Annotated in this window: 12 protein-coding genes; 7 read left to right on the forward strand and 5 right to left on the reverse strand. The window is 65.7% G+C overall.

What is annotated here, in order from left to right:
- Positions 1-114 precede the first annotated feature (114 nt).
- A complete protein-coding gene (locus tag QZM35_RS00650) occupies positions 115-438 on the reverse strand; it encodes a hypothetical protein (protein ID WP_021162626.1) in 324 nt (107 codons plus the stop codon).
- A 592-nt stretch (positions 439-1030) separates the two neighbouring features.
- Between QZM35_RS00650 and QZM35_RS00655 the strand changes: the two genes are divergently transcribed.
- The gene (locus QZM35_RS00655) at positions 1031-1663 is read left to right on the forward strand and encodes a LysE family translocator (RefSeq protein ID WP_089429177.1); all 633 of its coding nucleotides are present in this window, start codon (positions 1031-1033) and stop codon (positions 1661-1663) included.
- An 18-nt stretch (positions 1664-1681) separates the two neighbouring features.
- Here QZM35_RS00655 and QZM35_RS00660 read toward each other — a convergent pair whose 3' ends face one another.
- Complete coding sequence (locus QZM35_RS00660; protein WP_089428357.1) at positions 1682-2656, reverse strand: LysR family transcriptional regulator; 975 nt, start codon at positions 2654-2656, stop codon at positions 1682-1684.
- 271 nt (positions 2657-2927) lie between these two features.
- Between QZM35_RS00660 and QZM35_RS00665 the strand changes: the two genes are divergently transcribed.
- The 3 genes from QZM35_RS00665 (at position 2928) to QZM35_RS00675 (ending at position 6852) form a co-directional block, all read left to right on the forward strand.
- Positions 2928-4256: an MFS transporter gene (locus QZM35_RS00665; protein WP_089428356.1), complete on the forward strand. Its 1329-nt coding sequence runs from the start codon at positions 2928-2930 to the stop codon at positions 4254-4256.
- A 119-nt stretch (positions 4257-4375) separates the two neighbouring features.
- Entirely contained in the window at positions 4376-5542 is a 1167-nt protein-coding gene (locus tag QZM35_RS00670; RefSeq protein WP_089428355.1) for a Xaa-Pro peptidase family protein, read from the forward strand.
- Positions 5543-5784: 242 nt separating this feature from the next.
- On the forward strand, positions 5785-6852 hold the full coding sequence (locus tag QZM35_RS00675; protein ID WP_301775196.1) for a T6SS immunity protein Tli4 family protein: 1068 nt from the start codon (positions 5785-5787) through the stop codon (positions 6850-6852).
- Positions 6853-6939: 87 nt separating this feature from the next.
- On the opposite strand, the gene QZM35_RS00680 is transcribed toward QZM35_RS00675, so the two are convergent.
- Both QZM35_RS00680 and QZM35_RS00685 read right to left on the reverse strand, forming a co-directional pair.
- Positions 6940-8568, reverse strand: coding sequence for an NADP-dependent glyceraldehyde-3-phosphate dehydrogenase (locus tag QZM35_RS00680; RefSeq protein WP_089432126.1), 1629 nt, complete (start codon positions 8566-8568; stop codon positions 6940-6942).
- 126 nt (positions 8569-8694) lie between these two features.
- On the reverse strand, positions 8695-9177 hold the full coding sequence (locus QZM35_RS00685) for a hypothetical protein (protein WP_179255293.1): 483 nt from the start codon (positions 9175-9177) through the stop codon (positions 8695-8697).
- A gap of 323 nt (positions 9178-9500) precedes the next feature.
- Here QZM35_RS00685 and QZM35_RS00690 point away from each other — a divergent pair, with 323 nt between their 5' ends.
- Together QZM35_RS00690 and QZM35_RS00695 are read left to right on the forward strand one after the other, a co-directional pair.
- Positions 9501-11630 (forward strand): TonB-dependent siderophore receptor, encoded by a 2130-nt coding sequence (locus tag QZM35_RS00690; protein ID WP_301775197.1) that lies wholly within the window; start codon positions 9501-9503, stop codon positions 11628-11630.
- A gap of 87 nt (positions 11631-11717) precedes the next feature.
- The gene (locus tag QZM35_RS00695) at positions 11718-12191 is read left to right on the forward strand and encodes a hypothetical protein (RefSeq protein ID WP_301775198.1); all 474 of its coding nucleotides are present in this window, start codon (positions 11718-11720) and stop codon (positions 12189-12191) included.
- 19 nt (positions 12192-12210) lie between these two features.
- On the opposite strand, the gene QZM35_RS00700 is transcribed toward QZM35_RS00695, so the two are convergent.
- Positions 12211-13158, reverse strand: a complete 948-nt coding sequence (locus QZM35_RS00700; protein WP_089428352.1) for a LysR family transcriptional regulator — start codon at positions 13156-13158, stop codon at positions 12211-12213.
- A 509-nt stretch (positions 13159-13667) separates the two neighbouring features.
- Between QZM35_RS00700 and QZM35_RS00705 the strand changes: the two genes are divergently transcribed.
- A complete protein-coding gene (locus QZM35_RS00705; protein ID WP_089432128.1) occupies positions 13668-14696 on the forward strand; it encodes a DUF1338 domain-containing protein in 1029 nt (342 codons plus the stop codon).
- The last annotated feature ends 2 nt before the right edge of the window (positions 14697-14698 follow it).

Genomic DNA, 14698 nt, shown 5'->3' on the forward strand with positions numbered 1-14698 from the left:
GAACGGGTTCCTGGAGATCATGCGGCGAGGTCATCGGGCATGCGCGTGCCGCGAATCGGGAAGGGCCGCCGTGGCCGTGCGTGACGCCCGCGGCAGCCGATGCAGTGCGCCGGCTCAGGCCGGATACGCATCGTCGACTTTCAGGTTCGCGAGCCGGAACAGCGTGCGCAGCGTCTGCGGATGAATGTCGCGGTGCGCGGCGAGCGACGTCAGCATGAAGTCGAGCACCTTCGCGTAGCGGAGCAGCACGAGACAACGCGCGAGATCGGGCGTGCGGCCGCGCATGTCCTCGGCGAGGTGAACCATTTCGGTGGACAACGAGCGTGCCATCTCGAGTTCCATCTGCTGTTTTTCGGTCCAGTCGGGCAACGGCTGTTCGAGCAGCTTCGCGAGAAAGAGCTGGAACGACGTGTCGGACGAATTGGGCAGCGCATCCATGAAGGGCCTCGTTACTTGCTCGGATCGTTCGGGCGTGTCCGCTGGATGCGCCCGACGGTGGGTTCGTGTCCGCGCGGTGATCGGCGCGGTGGTTACCCGAACGGGATGCAGGTTTCGTACCAGCGGCGCGAGACGATTGTTGAGTATTGTTGAGCCGCGACGCGACGAGGGCGGCGAGTCCCGCCGGTAGTGGGGGGCAGAGGGGGCCGAGGAGGTGGTCTACCGGCGCGGCGCGATGCATATCGCGTACGCGGAGCGGCTCGCCGACGCGAAATGCTTCACGGATGTAACGTAACGCCGGGATAAATTGCGTGGCGCGTTCCCCGGCAGTCTGACGAAATGGGCCGGCCCGCGCGTGCTGCCTGCGCCTGTCAAGCGTTCGGGCCGGCGGAAGCGGGGGGACAGGATGTCCGCCATGCGCGGCAAAAGCCACCAGCGAATGTGACGGGTGTTTCAAATCCGAGACGGATTGACCCGTGGCGATCCGGTTGCGCGCCCCGTCCAACTGGCCCAGCGAATTGTCGGCCAATTGTCCATGGGCAGACGGCGCGCGTTTGCCAACAATGCGTCGATCATCCCTGCGAGGTTCGACATGAGCGTCCACGCCTTCTTCTCGGCCAACCTGCTGCTGGCCTACACGGCTTATTTCATCGGGACGGCCAGCCCCGGGCCAAGCAACCTCGCGATCATGTCGGTCGCCGCGAACCAGGGCCGCAAGGCGGCGCTCGCGTTCGCGCTCGGCGTCATTTCCGGGTCGATGTGCTGGGCGACGGTGGCGGCGCTCGGCGTGTCGGCCGCGCTGCTCGCGTGGTCGAAGCTGCTGGTCGCGATCAAGCTGTTCGGCGGGCTGTACCTGCTGTGGCTCGCGTTCAAGTCGGGGCGCACGGCGTGGTCGGGCAAGGCAGCGGTGTCGACGAACGCAGCGGGCGAGCAGCGGCTGTCGCGCTTCTATGTACGCGGCGCGATGCTGCACCTGACCAATCCGAAAGCGATCCTCGTGTGGGTGTCGATCGTCGCGCTGTCGTCGAACGGCGCGGGCGCGTCGCACGGCGCCGTCGTGCCGGGCTGCATCGTGATCGGGTGCCTGGTGTTCGGCGGCTATGCGCTCGTGTTCTCGATGGACGGCGCGCGCCGGCTGTACGTGCGCGGCCGGCGCGCGATGGAAGCGTGTCTCGCCGTCGTATTCGGCGTGGCGGGGATCAGGTTGCTGGTGTCGAACGTCTGACGCGGCAGGCCCGCGCGTCTAGCTCTGGCGGGTGGTGCGTCGCTTGGGCGAACGCACGGCGTCGCCCGGCTGCTCCGCCGGGCGTGTGAACAACGACACGATCGTCTGCCGGAGCCAGCGGTGCGCGGGATGGCTGTCCCAACGCTGATGCCAGATCACGCAGTAAGGCCGCGCGGGCATGCGCACCGGCGGTTGCCGCGACACCAGTTCCTTCTCGTGGATCGACAGATCGAGCAGCGTGGTCGGCAGTACGCCGATGAAATCCGATTCGCGGATGATCGCCAGCGCGGGCGAGTACGCATTCAGCGTGAGGACGAGATTGCGCTGCAGGCCGTGCGCGGAGAGCAGGCTGTCGTACACCGGCACCCGCATGCCGGAAAACCCGACGTCGAGATGCCGCGCCGCGAGAAAGCGCTTCAACGTGAGCGGCCCCTTCGCGAGCGGGTGATCCTTGCGCATCAGGCAACTCCAGTGGATCGGCCACATCTCGTGCGTGCGCACGCCGCTGCTCGGGCTCGAGTCGTTCAGGTAACCGCCGATCGCGAGGTCGACGCCGCCGCGGTCGAACATGCCCGGCAGGTCGGCGACGCTGAACGGCGTGAGCTCGAGTCGCATCGATGGCGCATGCGTGCCCATGTACTGCGCGAGGCGCGGCATGATGCGCTCGACCGAGTAGTCCGACATCGCGATCGTGAAGGTGCCCCGATGTTCTTGCGGGTCGAACTGGTCGGGCGAGATCGCCTGCTTCAATGCGTCGAAGTGCGGCTGGACCGCCGACCACAGCTCGCGCGCCCGCGCGGTCGGCCGCACACCGGAGACGGTTTTCTCGAACAGCACGTCGTCGAGCGACTCGCGCAGCCGGCGCAGCGCATTGCTGACCGCCGACTGTGAAAGCGCCAGCCGTTCGGCGGCGCGCGTGACGTTGCCTTCGGCCATCAATGCCGCGAACACGCGCAGCAGGTTGAGGTCGAGCTGGCGGAACACATCCTTCATCGCACATCTCCCATTCGGATGCCGGCATCCCGCGCGTGACGTCGCGAGCCGGAACGTCGTGGCGGCCAGTGTCCGGGCCGCGGGCCGTTCGCGCAAGGTCGCGTTTGCCCTCGCAGAGCGCCGGCTGGCGCCGCGACGAAATCGCGCGCCGCGCTCGCACCGTTATTCACGTTGGTGATGATCATATTCCGGAAATCCGTTGGACGCGGTAACGGTGCGCATCGAACATGAGTACGAAACCACTGCAGCCAGCAGCGGGAGGAGACAGACGATGAAAGAGGATGCAGTGAATCCGGCGGGCGCCCTCGCGCTCGATCGCCTTTCGGCCGCGGCGCAGCCGTCGGAGCGGGCAGGCACGCTGCGCGACGTCGCGGCGGCCGCGGCAGGCAACGCGCTCGAATGGTTCGACTTCGTGATCTACGGCTATTTCGCCAGCGTGATCGCGAAGCTGTTTTTCCCGGTGGCCGGGCCGGTCGGATCGCTGTTGCTCGCGACGGCGACCTTCGGCGTGGGGTTCGTCGTGCGGCCGCTCGGCAGTGTCGTGCTCGGGCTGTACGGCGACCGGTACGGCCGCAAGGCGGCGATGTCCGTCACGATCTGGCTGATGCTGGCCGGCACGGCCGCGATCGCGGTGGCGCCGCCGTATGCGCAGGCGGGCTGGCTCGGCGCGACGATCCTCGTGCTGGCGCGGCTCGTGCAGGGCTTCGCGGCATCGGGCGAATTCGGCAGCACCGTCGCGTTCCTCGCGGAAAAGGCGCCGCCGCATCGGCGCAACTTCTTCGTGAGCCTGCAGATGGCGAGCACGATGCTGGCCATCGTGCTGGGCGGCACGATCGGCACGATCCTGACGACGTCGCTCAGCCCGCATCAGCTCGAAAGCTGGGGCTGGCGCGTGCCGTTCGTGGTCGGCCTGCTGATCGGCCCGGTCGGCTTCTACATCCGTCGCAGCGTGTCGGAAACCGATGCGTTCGTGCACGGCGAAGCGCTGCCGGTCGCGCAGGTGCTCAAGCGCCTGTTCGGCGAGCACCTCGCGTCGTTCCTCGCGGCGATCGGCGTGACGATCGTCAGTACCGCCGCGTTCTACATGTACCTGATCTACATGCCGACGTTCGCGGTGAAGCAGCTCGGGTTGCCGATGTCCGCGCCGTTCATGAGCACGACGGTCGCCGGCATCGTGATGGTCGCGATCGCGCCGCTCGCGGGCCTGCTCGGCGACGTCTGGCGTCGGCCGGTCGCGATGGTCGCCGCCGCGATCGTCGTGCTGTCCGCGATCACGCTGCCGCTCTATATGTGGGTCATCGCCAGCCCGTCGCTGCACAACCTGTTGATCATGCAGGCCGCCGCCGCCGCGCCGATGGGCGTGCTCGTCGGGCTGGTGCCCGCGCTGGCCGCGCGCGCGTTCCCGGCCGCGGTGCGCAGCACCGGGCTCGCGGTGTCGTACAACATCCCGACGACGGTCTTCGGTGGGTTTTCCCCGCTGATCGTCACATGGCTGATCGCGACCACGCACAACAAGGCGTCGCCCGCGCTGTACATCGTCGCGATGTCGGTCGTGAGCCTGGTCGCGCTGCTCGGGTTTCGACGCTTGCCGAGCGAATAAGCGAACCGGATTCGGTTTCGATCCGTAGCGTTGAAATAGAGGATAACGAATGAAATGTCGCTCTATGGAGGCGTAGAAATGATCGGCCGCCCCGTCACCCTCAACAGGAGAAATCACGCATGAAATTCACCCCTACGTTTGCGCCGCCCAGCGAGGCGGAACTCAAAGGACGCCTCGAGCGCGTGCGCGCCCGCATGGCGGAAGCCGGCCTCGATCGCTATGTGGCGTTCTCGCCGGACAACATCTACTACCTGACGAACTTCGCGAACATCGTCCACGAGCGGCCGTTCGTGCTGGTCATTTCGCGCAGCGGCCCGCCGCAGTTCGTCGTGCCGCAGCTCGAGCAGCCGCATGTGCGGACGCGCTCGGTCGGCGAGCTCGAGCTGATTCCGTATTTCGAATTTCCGGCGCCGGCCGGGCGCGAATGGAGCGACCGGTTCAAGGCGCTGTTCGGGGCGGGCGAGCGTGTCGGCGTCGAGTCGGTGTGTCCGTTGCAGGTCTATGCGCAGACGCCGGGCGAGCGCGTATGCATCGACATCATCGACGACGTGCGGATGATCAAGTCCGACTACGAGATCGGCCGCCACGTGTATGCGTGCGGGATCGCGACCGATGCGCACAACCTGCTGCTGAACGAAGCGCGCCCGGGCCTCGGGATGGCGGAGATGTCGTCGCGCATTCGCGGCTTCATCATGCAGCGGCTGCTGGCCGACGATCCGACGCTGAACCCGTTGGCGACGCGCATCGTCGCGGTGTTCCAGCCGGGCAGCGTGTCGCACGATCCGCACAACTTCAGCAACATCGACATGCGGATGGAGGAGGGCGGCCCGCACGTGTCGATCGTCAATGCGGTGATGAACGGCTATGGCGCGGAAGTCGAACGGACCTTCTTCCTTGGCCACGTGCCCGACGCGGCGCGACGCGCGTTCGATGTGATGTCGGAAGGGCGGCGGCTCGCGTTCGACGCGGCGATGCCGGGCGCGCTGCTGAGCGACGTCGATCGCAAGGTCAACGACTATTTCCGCCGCGCGGGAATGGGCGACCGGATGCTGCACCGGACCGGGCACGGAATGGGCGTCACCGCGCACGAGGCGCCGTTCTTCGCCGAAGGCTACGACCGGCCGATCGAGAAGGGGATGTGCCTGACGATCGAGCCGGGCATCTATATCGAGGGTGTCGGCGGCTTCCGTCATTCCGATACGGTGCTGATCGGCGATGAAGGCCCGGTTCAGCTGACCGGCGGGCCGCTGGAACTCGATGCGTTGACGTTCCCGGTTCGGGCTTAGGTAGTGACGCGCTGGCGTAAAAAAGCCGCTGCACGGGTGGGTGCAGCGGCTTTTTTGCGAGCGGCGCGCTTCCCAACTTGAAGTGTCCATCGATGAACTTCACGATCTGCACCCCATGATTCCGGCGAATTTCATACCGGACGTCATGGGCTCGCCTATAGTGACGAAAGACATCGGTGTCGAGGCTTGCTTCACGCCGAGCATGGACGCGCCGGGTGCTTCTCGGCAACAGGGTGCAGACAATGAAAGATATCAATGTGGGGAGGATCGTGATGGCGCGTTTTGTTCGTTCGCTGCTCTTGCTGACGGGGCTGTGTGCCTGCTCGTTTGCGTATGCCGTGGAACCCGGGGTGAACAATCCGTTGTTATCGGAATTGCGTCCGTGGTGCATCGGTCGCCTGATGTTCGACCGGCCCGTCTCGAGCGAGATCTCGGACGAGCGTTACGAGTACCGCGGCGAAAAGCTGGTGACGACGCACGATGTGTCAGCGGAGGACTACGATGCCAAAGTCGCGGCGCGCGAGAAGGAACTGCGTACCAAGCAGCGGGTGAATCCCGTCGATCTGCAGGAGCAGACGGGACGCATGTCGCTGGAAAAGGCCTTCTCTCCGGTGCCGCACTCACGGGTTTTCGTCTTCAACGATGCGGTGGCGAAAGCTGTCGCCTTGCCGTTCGATACGGAAGGCTATCTGTTCGCGAACCGCACGCTCGTCCGGACGACGAGCTTGATCGGTGCGGATGTGCTGGACCGGGCCGAAAGCATCTATGACGATACCTACCGCCGTATCAAGGTGCGCGACAACTGGGCCGTGCCGACGGAATCCGGCTTTTGCTTCGATGGCGGGGTCGTCGCCGGCCCGTCAACTTACTCGGAAGAAGTGAGCCAGTCGTTCGCGTTGATGCCGGGCCGCCCGGCGCTGCTCGTGATCAAGCTGAGGGATGCGGTGGACGTCGATCTGGAGCAACCGCTCACCCGCAATCTGCGCGCGCTGCGCGCGACACTCAATCGCATGCCGGGACGCTACAGCATCCTGCGCCAGGGCAAACGGCAGGTCGCCGGCATGGACGCGGAGGAGGTGCTGTTTGCGCTCAGGGATGGCGCGGTCACCGTCTATCGCTTCTACTTGCTCGCGCCGGGGAATCCCGCGACGGTGGAGCAGCCGCATACATCGGTCGAACTGCTGCTGGGCGCGCCCGCGCGCGACGACTTGCCACCGGAAAAGGCCACCTCGCCGGTGGACGAAGCGGGCGCGTTGCAAGTATGGGACACACTGCTGAACAGTCTGCGCGCGAGGCCTGGTGCGATCTGACCGGAGGCGGACGAGGTGGGGCGCGCACTCAACCCGATGACTCCGCCGCACTGACGCGCGGCGGAGGGCACCCGAATCAGAGCGGCTTCAGAAAATAAAACCCGTATTGATGAACTTCGAGTGGTGATCCGACACGATCGAATCGAGCAGCTGCTTGCTGCTGTCGGTCTGCTTCGCCGCGACCATCGAGCGGATCGAGAACGCGCGCAGCGCGTCGCTCACCGACAGCGTGCCTTCCGCCGAATCCTTGCGGCCCGCGAACGGGAACACGTCCGGCCCGCGCTGGCATTGGCAGTTGATGTTCACGCGGCACACCTGGTTCACGAGCGGATCGACCAGCGCGCCGATCTGCGCCGGATCGGACCCGAAGATGCTGACCTGCTGGCCGTGATCCGACGTCGTCACGTAGTCGAGCGCGGTGTCCACGTCGTCGAACGTCGCCACCGGAATGATCGGCCCGAACTGTTCCTCGCGGTACAGCTTCATCCCTTCCGACACCGGATACACGACGGCCGGATAGAACAGCGTCTTGCTGAACTCGCCGCCCGAATGGTTGACGACCTGCGCGCCCTTGGCCTTCGCGTCGTCGATCGCATCCGTCATGTACGCCGTGCGATGCATGCCCGGCAGCGGCGTGATGCTGACGCCTTTCTCCCACGGCATGCCGATCTTCAGCTGTTCGAGCGCGGCGGTGAAGCGCTTCAGGAATTCGTCGACGATCGAACGGTGTACGAGCAGCATCTTCAGCGCGGTGCAGCGCTGGCCGTTGAACGACAGCGCGCCGAGCAGGCATTCCTTCACGGTGAGGTCGAGATCGGCGTCGGGCAGCACGATCGCCGCGTTCTTCGCGTCGAGGCCGAGGATCGCGCGCAGCCGGTGCGACTTCGGGTGCTGCTTCTTCAGGTGGTCGGCCACCTTGCTCGACCCGATCAGCGCGAGCACGTTGATCTTGCCCGACGCGAGCATGTGCGGCACGACCACCGCGCCCGGCGCGTAGATCGTGTTGATCACGCCCTTCGGGAACGCGTCGCGGAACGCTTCGAGCAGCGGCTCGAACAGCAGCGTGCCGTACTGCGGCGGCTTGAACACCACGGTGTTGCCCATCAGCAGCGCGGGGATCAGCGTCGCGAACGTTTCGTTCAGCGGGTAGTTGTACGGACCCATGCACAGCACGACGCCGAGCGGCGTGCGGCGGATCTGGCCGATCGTGCCTTCGGCGATCACGAAGCGCGAATTCGCGTTGTCGAGCTCCTTCAGCGCGTCGATCGTCTGCGTCATGTACGTGACGGTGCGGTCGAACTCCTTCTGCGAATCGGCGAGGCTCTTGCCGATCTCCCACATGATCAGGTTCACCACCAGCTCGCGCTGCGCGACCATCCGCTTGATGAAGTCCTGCATGCACGCGATGCGCTGCTCGACCTTCATCGTCGGCCACTCGCCGCGGCCGGCGTCGTACGCGCGCACTGCGGCGTCGAGCGCCGCGTCGCTTTCCGTTTCGCCCATCACCGGGTAGCTGCCGATCTCGACCTGCTCGACGCTGCCGTCCGCCTGTCGCACGCACACGGGCGACAGCACGGTCTTGGTCGCGCCGTCCCACGGCCGCAACGCGCCGTCGACGAGCGACACGCGCTGGTGAATCGGCGAAGCGAGCCGGTACTCGGCGGGGATGTCCTGAAAGGCGGGAAACAGCTGCTGCAGGGAGGCGGAATCGGGCATGACGGTCTCGTTTGACGGGGTGTCCGGGAAGGACGGGCGATGCGAATCCTGAGCGGGGAGATCCTCGATCCTGAATCGGCATCATGACGCGCGGACGACGACACGTCACGCGTGACCCTGGCCGATTCAACGACTGGAACCAGTTCCATTAAAAAGGAACGCCGGCGCGAATGCAAGAATTGCCGAATCGCGCCGCATGCATCGTAAGCATTCAGAAAGACTGTTGCCGAATGCTTGGTATAAGCCGCCAACAGTGCCCGCAAACGTTTCAAACGGGCCAGTTTCAGCGGATAATGGCCCGGCGCGGCGAAGAAAAAAATGAAGCGAGCCTGAGAGCATATGTAGTGAAGAACGGAAGAAGGTCCGCCGCGCTGCCGATGCGAGGTCGGCTGCCCGGAGCGCCGGGTCGGGGTTGCCCGGTCCGGCGCGCACCGGACTTCGAATGCGCGCCGTCCGCTTCGACGGATGCTTCGTGATCCTCTCCAGTCCTTTCGTCGTCGTCTCCCGAATCCCGCCTGTTGCCTGGCCCGTCATCGCCTGATGCGGCCGAAGTATTTCTTTCGTTTTTATTACGGTCGGGTCGCATAAAAGCGCGGAATAGAAAGGCATTCGTCAGGAATGCAGAGCGCGATGCGCACGCACGTTGCGGGCAGGCGACACGTTAAAAATTAACTAAAAACACGAATCATTCTCGTTTAATATTTCGCTCCGTTACGGGCCGTGACGGAGCGTCACGGCCTCTTTCGTGCCGGCTCTGCCGGCCGGCTGCCACCCGCCGCCGGCCGTTCACCGGCCCGTGGGCGCGACGAGGCGATCCCTGCGCGCCGCTGCTTGTTCACGGAAAGGATGTCGCCAGCCCGATTCACAGCGTGGTTCGCGCGTTGGCCGGATGCGTTTCCGTTCGCCGTTTTCCCTCAGCCTCTACTTCAACGATGAAACTCAACAAGAGCGCTTGCCATGCGCTGCTGATCGCTACGTCGCTGGCCGGCGCACGCACCTCCTTCGCACAGGCGAGCGACGCCGCGGCAACCTTGCCCGCGATCTCGGTCAAGGCGACCGCCGAGCATGCGTCGTACGACGGCGGCCGCTCGCGTGCCGCAACCAAGACCGACATGTTGCTGATGGACGTACCGCAGACGGTGAACGTCGTGCCGCACGCGGTGATCGAGGACCAGAACGCGACGTCGATGCAGGATGCGCTGCGCAACGTGCCGGGCGTCGGCTTCTCGGTCGGCGACGGCCAGCGCGACCAGATCACGATCCGCGGTTTCAACAGCATCACGGACCAGTACGTCGACGGCATCCGCGACGATGCGCTCTACTATCGCGACCTGTCGAACGTCGATCACGTCGAAGTGCTGAAGGGGCCGGCGGCCGTGCTGTACGGGCGCGGCTCGGCGGGCGGCATCGTGAATCGCGTGTTGAAGCGGCCGGACGCGAACCCGGTGCGCGATGTGGGCGTGACGCTCGGCACGCGCGGCGAGCGGCGCGGCGAATTCGACCTCGGCTGGAATGCGAACGACGCGGCGCGTTTCCGGATCACCGGCGCGGCCGAGAACTCGAACAGCTTCCGCGACCAGTTCCAGCTCAACCGCCAGGCGATCGCGCCGTCCGCGCAGTTCAAGCTCGACCGCGACACGGTGCTGAACGTCGAATTCGACTACCTGCACGATCGCCGCACGTCCGACCAGGGGCTGCCCGCGTATCTCGGCCGGCCGGTCGACGTGCCGATCAACACGTTCTACGGCTCGGCCGACGCGGCGAACAGCTCGTACAACGATGTCTCCGCGAAGAGCGCGACGGTGTCGCTCGATCATCGCTTCAACGATTCGCTGTCGTTCCATGGCGCGATCCGCGCGTACGACTTCTCGCTCGAACGCAAGAACTACGTGACGTACGAGCCGATCAAGACGGCCGCGCATCCGGTCGTGACGCTCGACCAGTCGACGCGCCAGCGTACCGACCACGGCATCGACGGCCTGTTCGAGCTCACGCAGAAGACGTCGCTGTTCGGCATGCGTCACGAGCTGCTGTACGGGCTCGAACTGTCGCAGCAGCAGAAGTTCGACACGATCTACAGCGTGTCGAAGGTCGCGACCTACGATCTGTTCAATCCGCAGCAGGTGGTGCTGCCCGGCGTGCCGACCGGCACGCGGGCGAAGACGAACGCGTCGACCGTCGTCGGGCTCGCGGGGGTGTACGCGCAGGATTTGATTTCGCTCACCGAGCACTGGAAGGTGCTCGCGGGGCTGCGCTTCGACTACCTGAACCAGATCCGCCACGACTACACGTCGTCGAACGTCAACCTCGATCGCACCGATCACGCGTGGAGCCCGCGCGTCGGCCTGATCTACGAACCGCTCGACTGGCTGACGCTGTACGGATCGTTCAGCCAGTCGTTCTCGCCGCTGGCCGATACGCTGATCAGCTCGGGCGCATTCTCGAACGGCGCCGCGCTCGCGCCGCAGAAGACCACCGCGTATGAGGTCGGCTCGCGCTTCGACCTCGGCGGCAAGGCGACGGCCAGCGTCGCGCTGTTCGACATGCGCCAGACCAACCAGCAGATCGGCGACCCGGCGAATCCCGGCTATGCGCTGCCGATCGGCACGCAGCACGTACACGGGATGGAGCTGGGCTTTACCGGCGAGATCGCGCCGAAGTGGTCGGTGTATGCGGGCTACGCGTACCTGAACGGGACGGTCGACGGCTCGGCGCAATCGACGGCGGCCGGCGTCGCGGTGTCGAGCAACACGCCGGGGCTGATGCCGCGCCACAGCGCGAACCTGTGGGTGAAGCGCGAGCTGCCGTACGGTTTCTATGCGGCGGCCGGCATGCAGTTCCAGTCGGCGCGCTACACGTCGGCGAGCGATCTCGTCACGCTGCCGTCGTTTACCGTGTTCAACCTGGGCGCCGGCTATCGCAGCAAGAAGGTCGACGTGACGCTCACGCTCGACAACCTGTTCAATCGCCGCTACTTCATCGCCGCGCACGGCAATGCGGACCTGTACAACCTGCCCGGCGATCCGCGCACGCTGACCGCCACGGTGAAGTGGCACATGTAATGCACGTGATGCAGGCGCCGGGTGACAATGCGGGTCGTCGTCACGATGACCCGCACCTCATTGCCCATGATTCGCCAATCGATTGATGTGTCGAACCTGACCGGCCGCGCCCGCGTGCTGTGCGCCGTGTTGTGGCTGGCTTGCGGCGCGGCCGCGGCGCACGCGCAGACGATCCCGGCCGACGCCGAACCCGAATGCCATTCGGTGTACGTCGGCCGTGCGATCACGTTGTCGGGCCGTTTCATAGTGGATTACGGCGACGAAGAGAGCGGGGAAGACGTGTGGTTCGAGGAGGACGACGCATCGGCGCGGCGCCTGCCGGACCGTTCGCAACGCGCGGGTGTGATCCGGTTCACGAACCAGCGCGATGCACGGCGCAGTCTGCGGCTGCCCGCCGCGCAACCCGAACGCGTGTGCCGCTTCGACGGGCACGCGACGCTCGTGATTCGCGATCTGGAAACCGTGTGCCCGGGGCTGGAAGAGCCCGATCACGCGCGGCTGGTGAAGGTCGTGAAGGCCAGCCTGCCGACGCGACATGCGTGCGAGGCCGCCGCGCCATGAGGCGGCCGCGACCGCGCCGTTACTCGACGTCCTCGTCGTCCACGATATCGCCGCCATCCGCGTCGACATCCGGCGCCGCATACGCGCTCGCCTGCTCGAGCAGCCAGCCGCGAAACAGCTCCAGCGGCTTGCTGTGGCTGAACTCCGTCGGATAGACGAGGTAGTACGCGGAATCGCCGACCGACGCCGCATCGCACGGCACCACCAGCCCGAGCTGCTGCAACTGTTCCTCGACGAAGAACTTCGGCACGAGCGCGATGCCGAGCCCGGCCGCGGCCGCGCTGATCAGCATCGTGTGCAGTTCGTAGCGCACGCCCTGCATCGTGCGGATGTCCTCGACGCCGTGCGTCTCGAACCACTGCGCCCACGCGCCGGGGCGCGTCGTCGAGTGCAGCAGCGGGTAGGCGAGCAGATCCTCGACGCTGTGCACGGGCCCGTCGAGCAGCGCCGGCGAGCAGATCGGCACGACTTCCTCGCCGAACAGGTAGTCGGACGACGTGCCGGGCCAGGTCGGCTTGCCGTAGTGGATCGCGGCCTCGAAGTGGGTGTCCTCGAACGAGAACAGGTCGGTGCGGCTGCCCATGTTCACGCGCACGTCGGGCGTGCGATCGTAGAAGCTCTTGATGCGCGGGATCAGCCAGTGCGACGCAAAGGTCGGCAGCACCGCGAGCTCCAGGTAGCCGCCGCCGCTGCCGTGCGCGATGATCGACAGCGTGTCTCGGTCGAGCGCTTCCAGTGCGCGGCGCACCTGCGTGCCGTACAGCTTGCCGGCGCGCGTCAGCACGACGCGCTGCTTCACGCGGGCGAACAGCCGCACGCCGAGGCTCGCTTCGAGCGTCGCGATCTGGCGCGATACCGCGCTTTCGGTCAGGAACAGCTCCTTGGCCGCGTGCGTGAAGCTTTCGTGGCGCGCGGCGGCTTCGAAAGCCACGAGCGCGCCCATGTTGGGGATCTTGAATTTACGCATGATGTCAGGCTCTGTTTAGATATGGAACGCGCATGCGTTGCCACGAGAACGGCCGCTCGCGAGGCGCGCGACGCCGCGAATACTGACGTATTCGCAAGGAGCGCAACGCGGCGAGCGGCCGTTCTCGTGGCAACCCCAAATTAAAAAATCATGCCACGGGAATGCCCGAAATCGCCCGTATGGCGGCGTCGCTCGTCGCTTGTTTGGCTCGGCCAAACGGCGCTCCTCACTCCTTGCCCTACGAGCGATTTCGGGCATTCGCATGTGCGTTCCATATCTAAACAGGCCCTGAATTCGTCTGACGAACGCACCTGCCCGGTGCGGGCCGGCGGGCGAAGCCGGGAGCGGCTGATAATTCCAAAAACTCATCACATATCAATTTAATCTCGCTTTACGCCCCGCTGCAACCCTTTGAATAATGCTCTCCACGCAAGGTCAGGCGCCCGTGGGGCGGCCGGCCGACGAGTTGCCGGCACGTTTGCCGGCGGTCCCCCGAGACGAGAATCCTGATGCGCAATCCGAATATCGAGAGCTTGCTGACGAAGCTGCTGGGACAGGCGAAGACCGACGCCCTGTTCTCGACCCTGAACATGCCGGCCATCCTCGAAGAATGGGAAGACGGCGTCGTGACGCGCGCGGAAATCGCGCAGGCGATGAACATGGCGCTGTTCGAAGGGCTGCTCGAACGTTCGGCGAACGGCCGCGCGTACACGGCCGAAGCAGTCGAAAGCGGCGGCTCGGTCTATTTCGACCACGGCGCGCTGCGCACGGTGCGCTGGCCGCACACCGGCGCGCTGCCGCCGGGCGAGGCTGCGTTCACGCGCATCCTGCGTCCGCTCGGCTTCCGCCTGAACGGCCGTTACCCGCTCGACAAGCTCGGCATGACCGGCCGCGCGTATGCGCATGAAGACGCACCGGACGAAATCGCGCAGTTCTTCGTCAGCGAGCTGCATCCGGAACGTTTCTCGAAGGAATTCCAGCAGGCCGTGACGAACGTCGTGAGCACGTCGCGCGATCCGCTGTCGCCGGCGGCCGTCGCGCTGCTGTGGGAAGTGGAGCGCGAAGGCTGGCTCTCGCTAGAGGCCGCGCACGCGCTGCTGCCGGAGATCGTCGGCGCGTTCGCGCGCCAGCACGACCTGCCGAACGAACTCGACTACGAAACGCTGCTGCTCGAATCGGCGGAAATGGCGTGGATCGCGACCGAAGGCAACGCGTTCAACCACGCGACCGACCGCGTCGCCGACGTGTTCAAGCTGTCCGACGACGAGAAGGCGAAGGGCCGGCCGATGAAGCCGGAAGTCGAGCGCTCGCGCTCGGGCCGCGTGTTCCAGACCGCGTATCGCGCGGATACCGTCGAACGCGAATTCCGCACGCGCGACGGCGGCACGGTGAAGCGCAACGTGCCGGGCTCGTTCTACGAGTTCATCACGCGCAAGCGCACGTTCGACCAGGCGGCGCGCCGCTGGGTGACCGACCTGCGTTTCGATGCGGGCAACGCGCAGGGCATCTTCAAGATGACGGCGAACGCGGCGAAGTAACG

The sequence above is a fragment of the Burkholderia sp. AU45274 genome (genome assembly GCF_030482505.1).
Classification (GTDB): domain Bacteria; phylum Pseudomonadota; class Gammaproteobacteria; order Burkholderiales; family Burkholderiaceae; genus Burkholderia.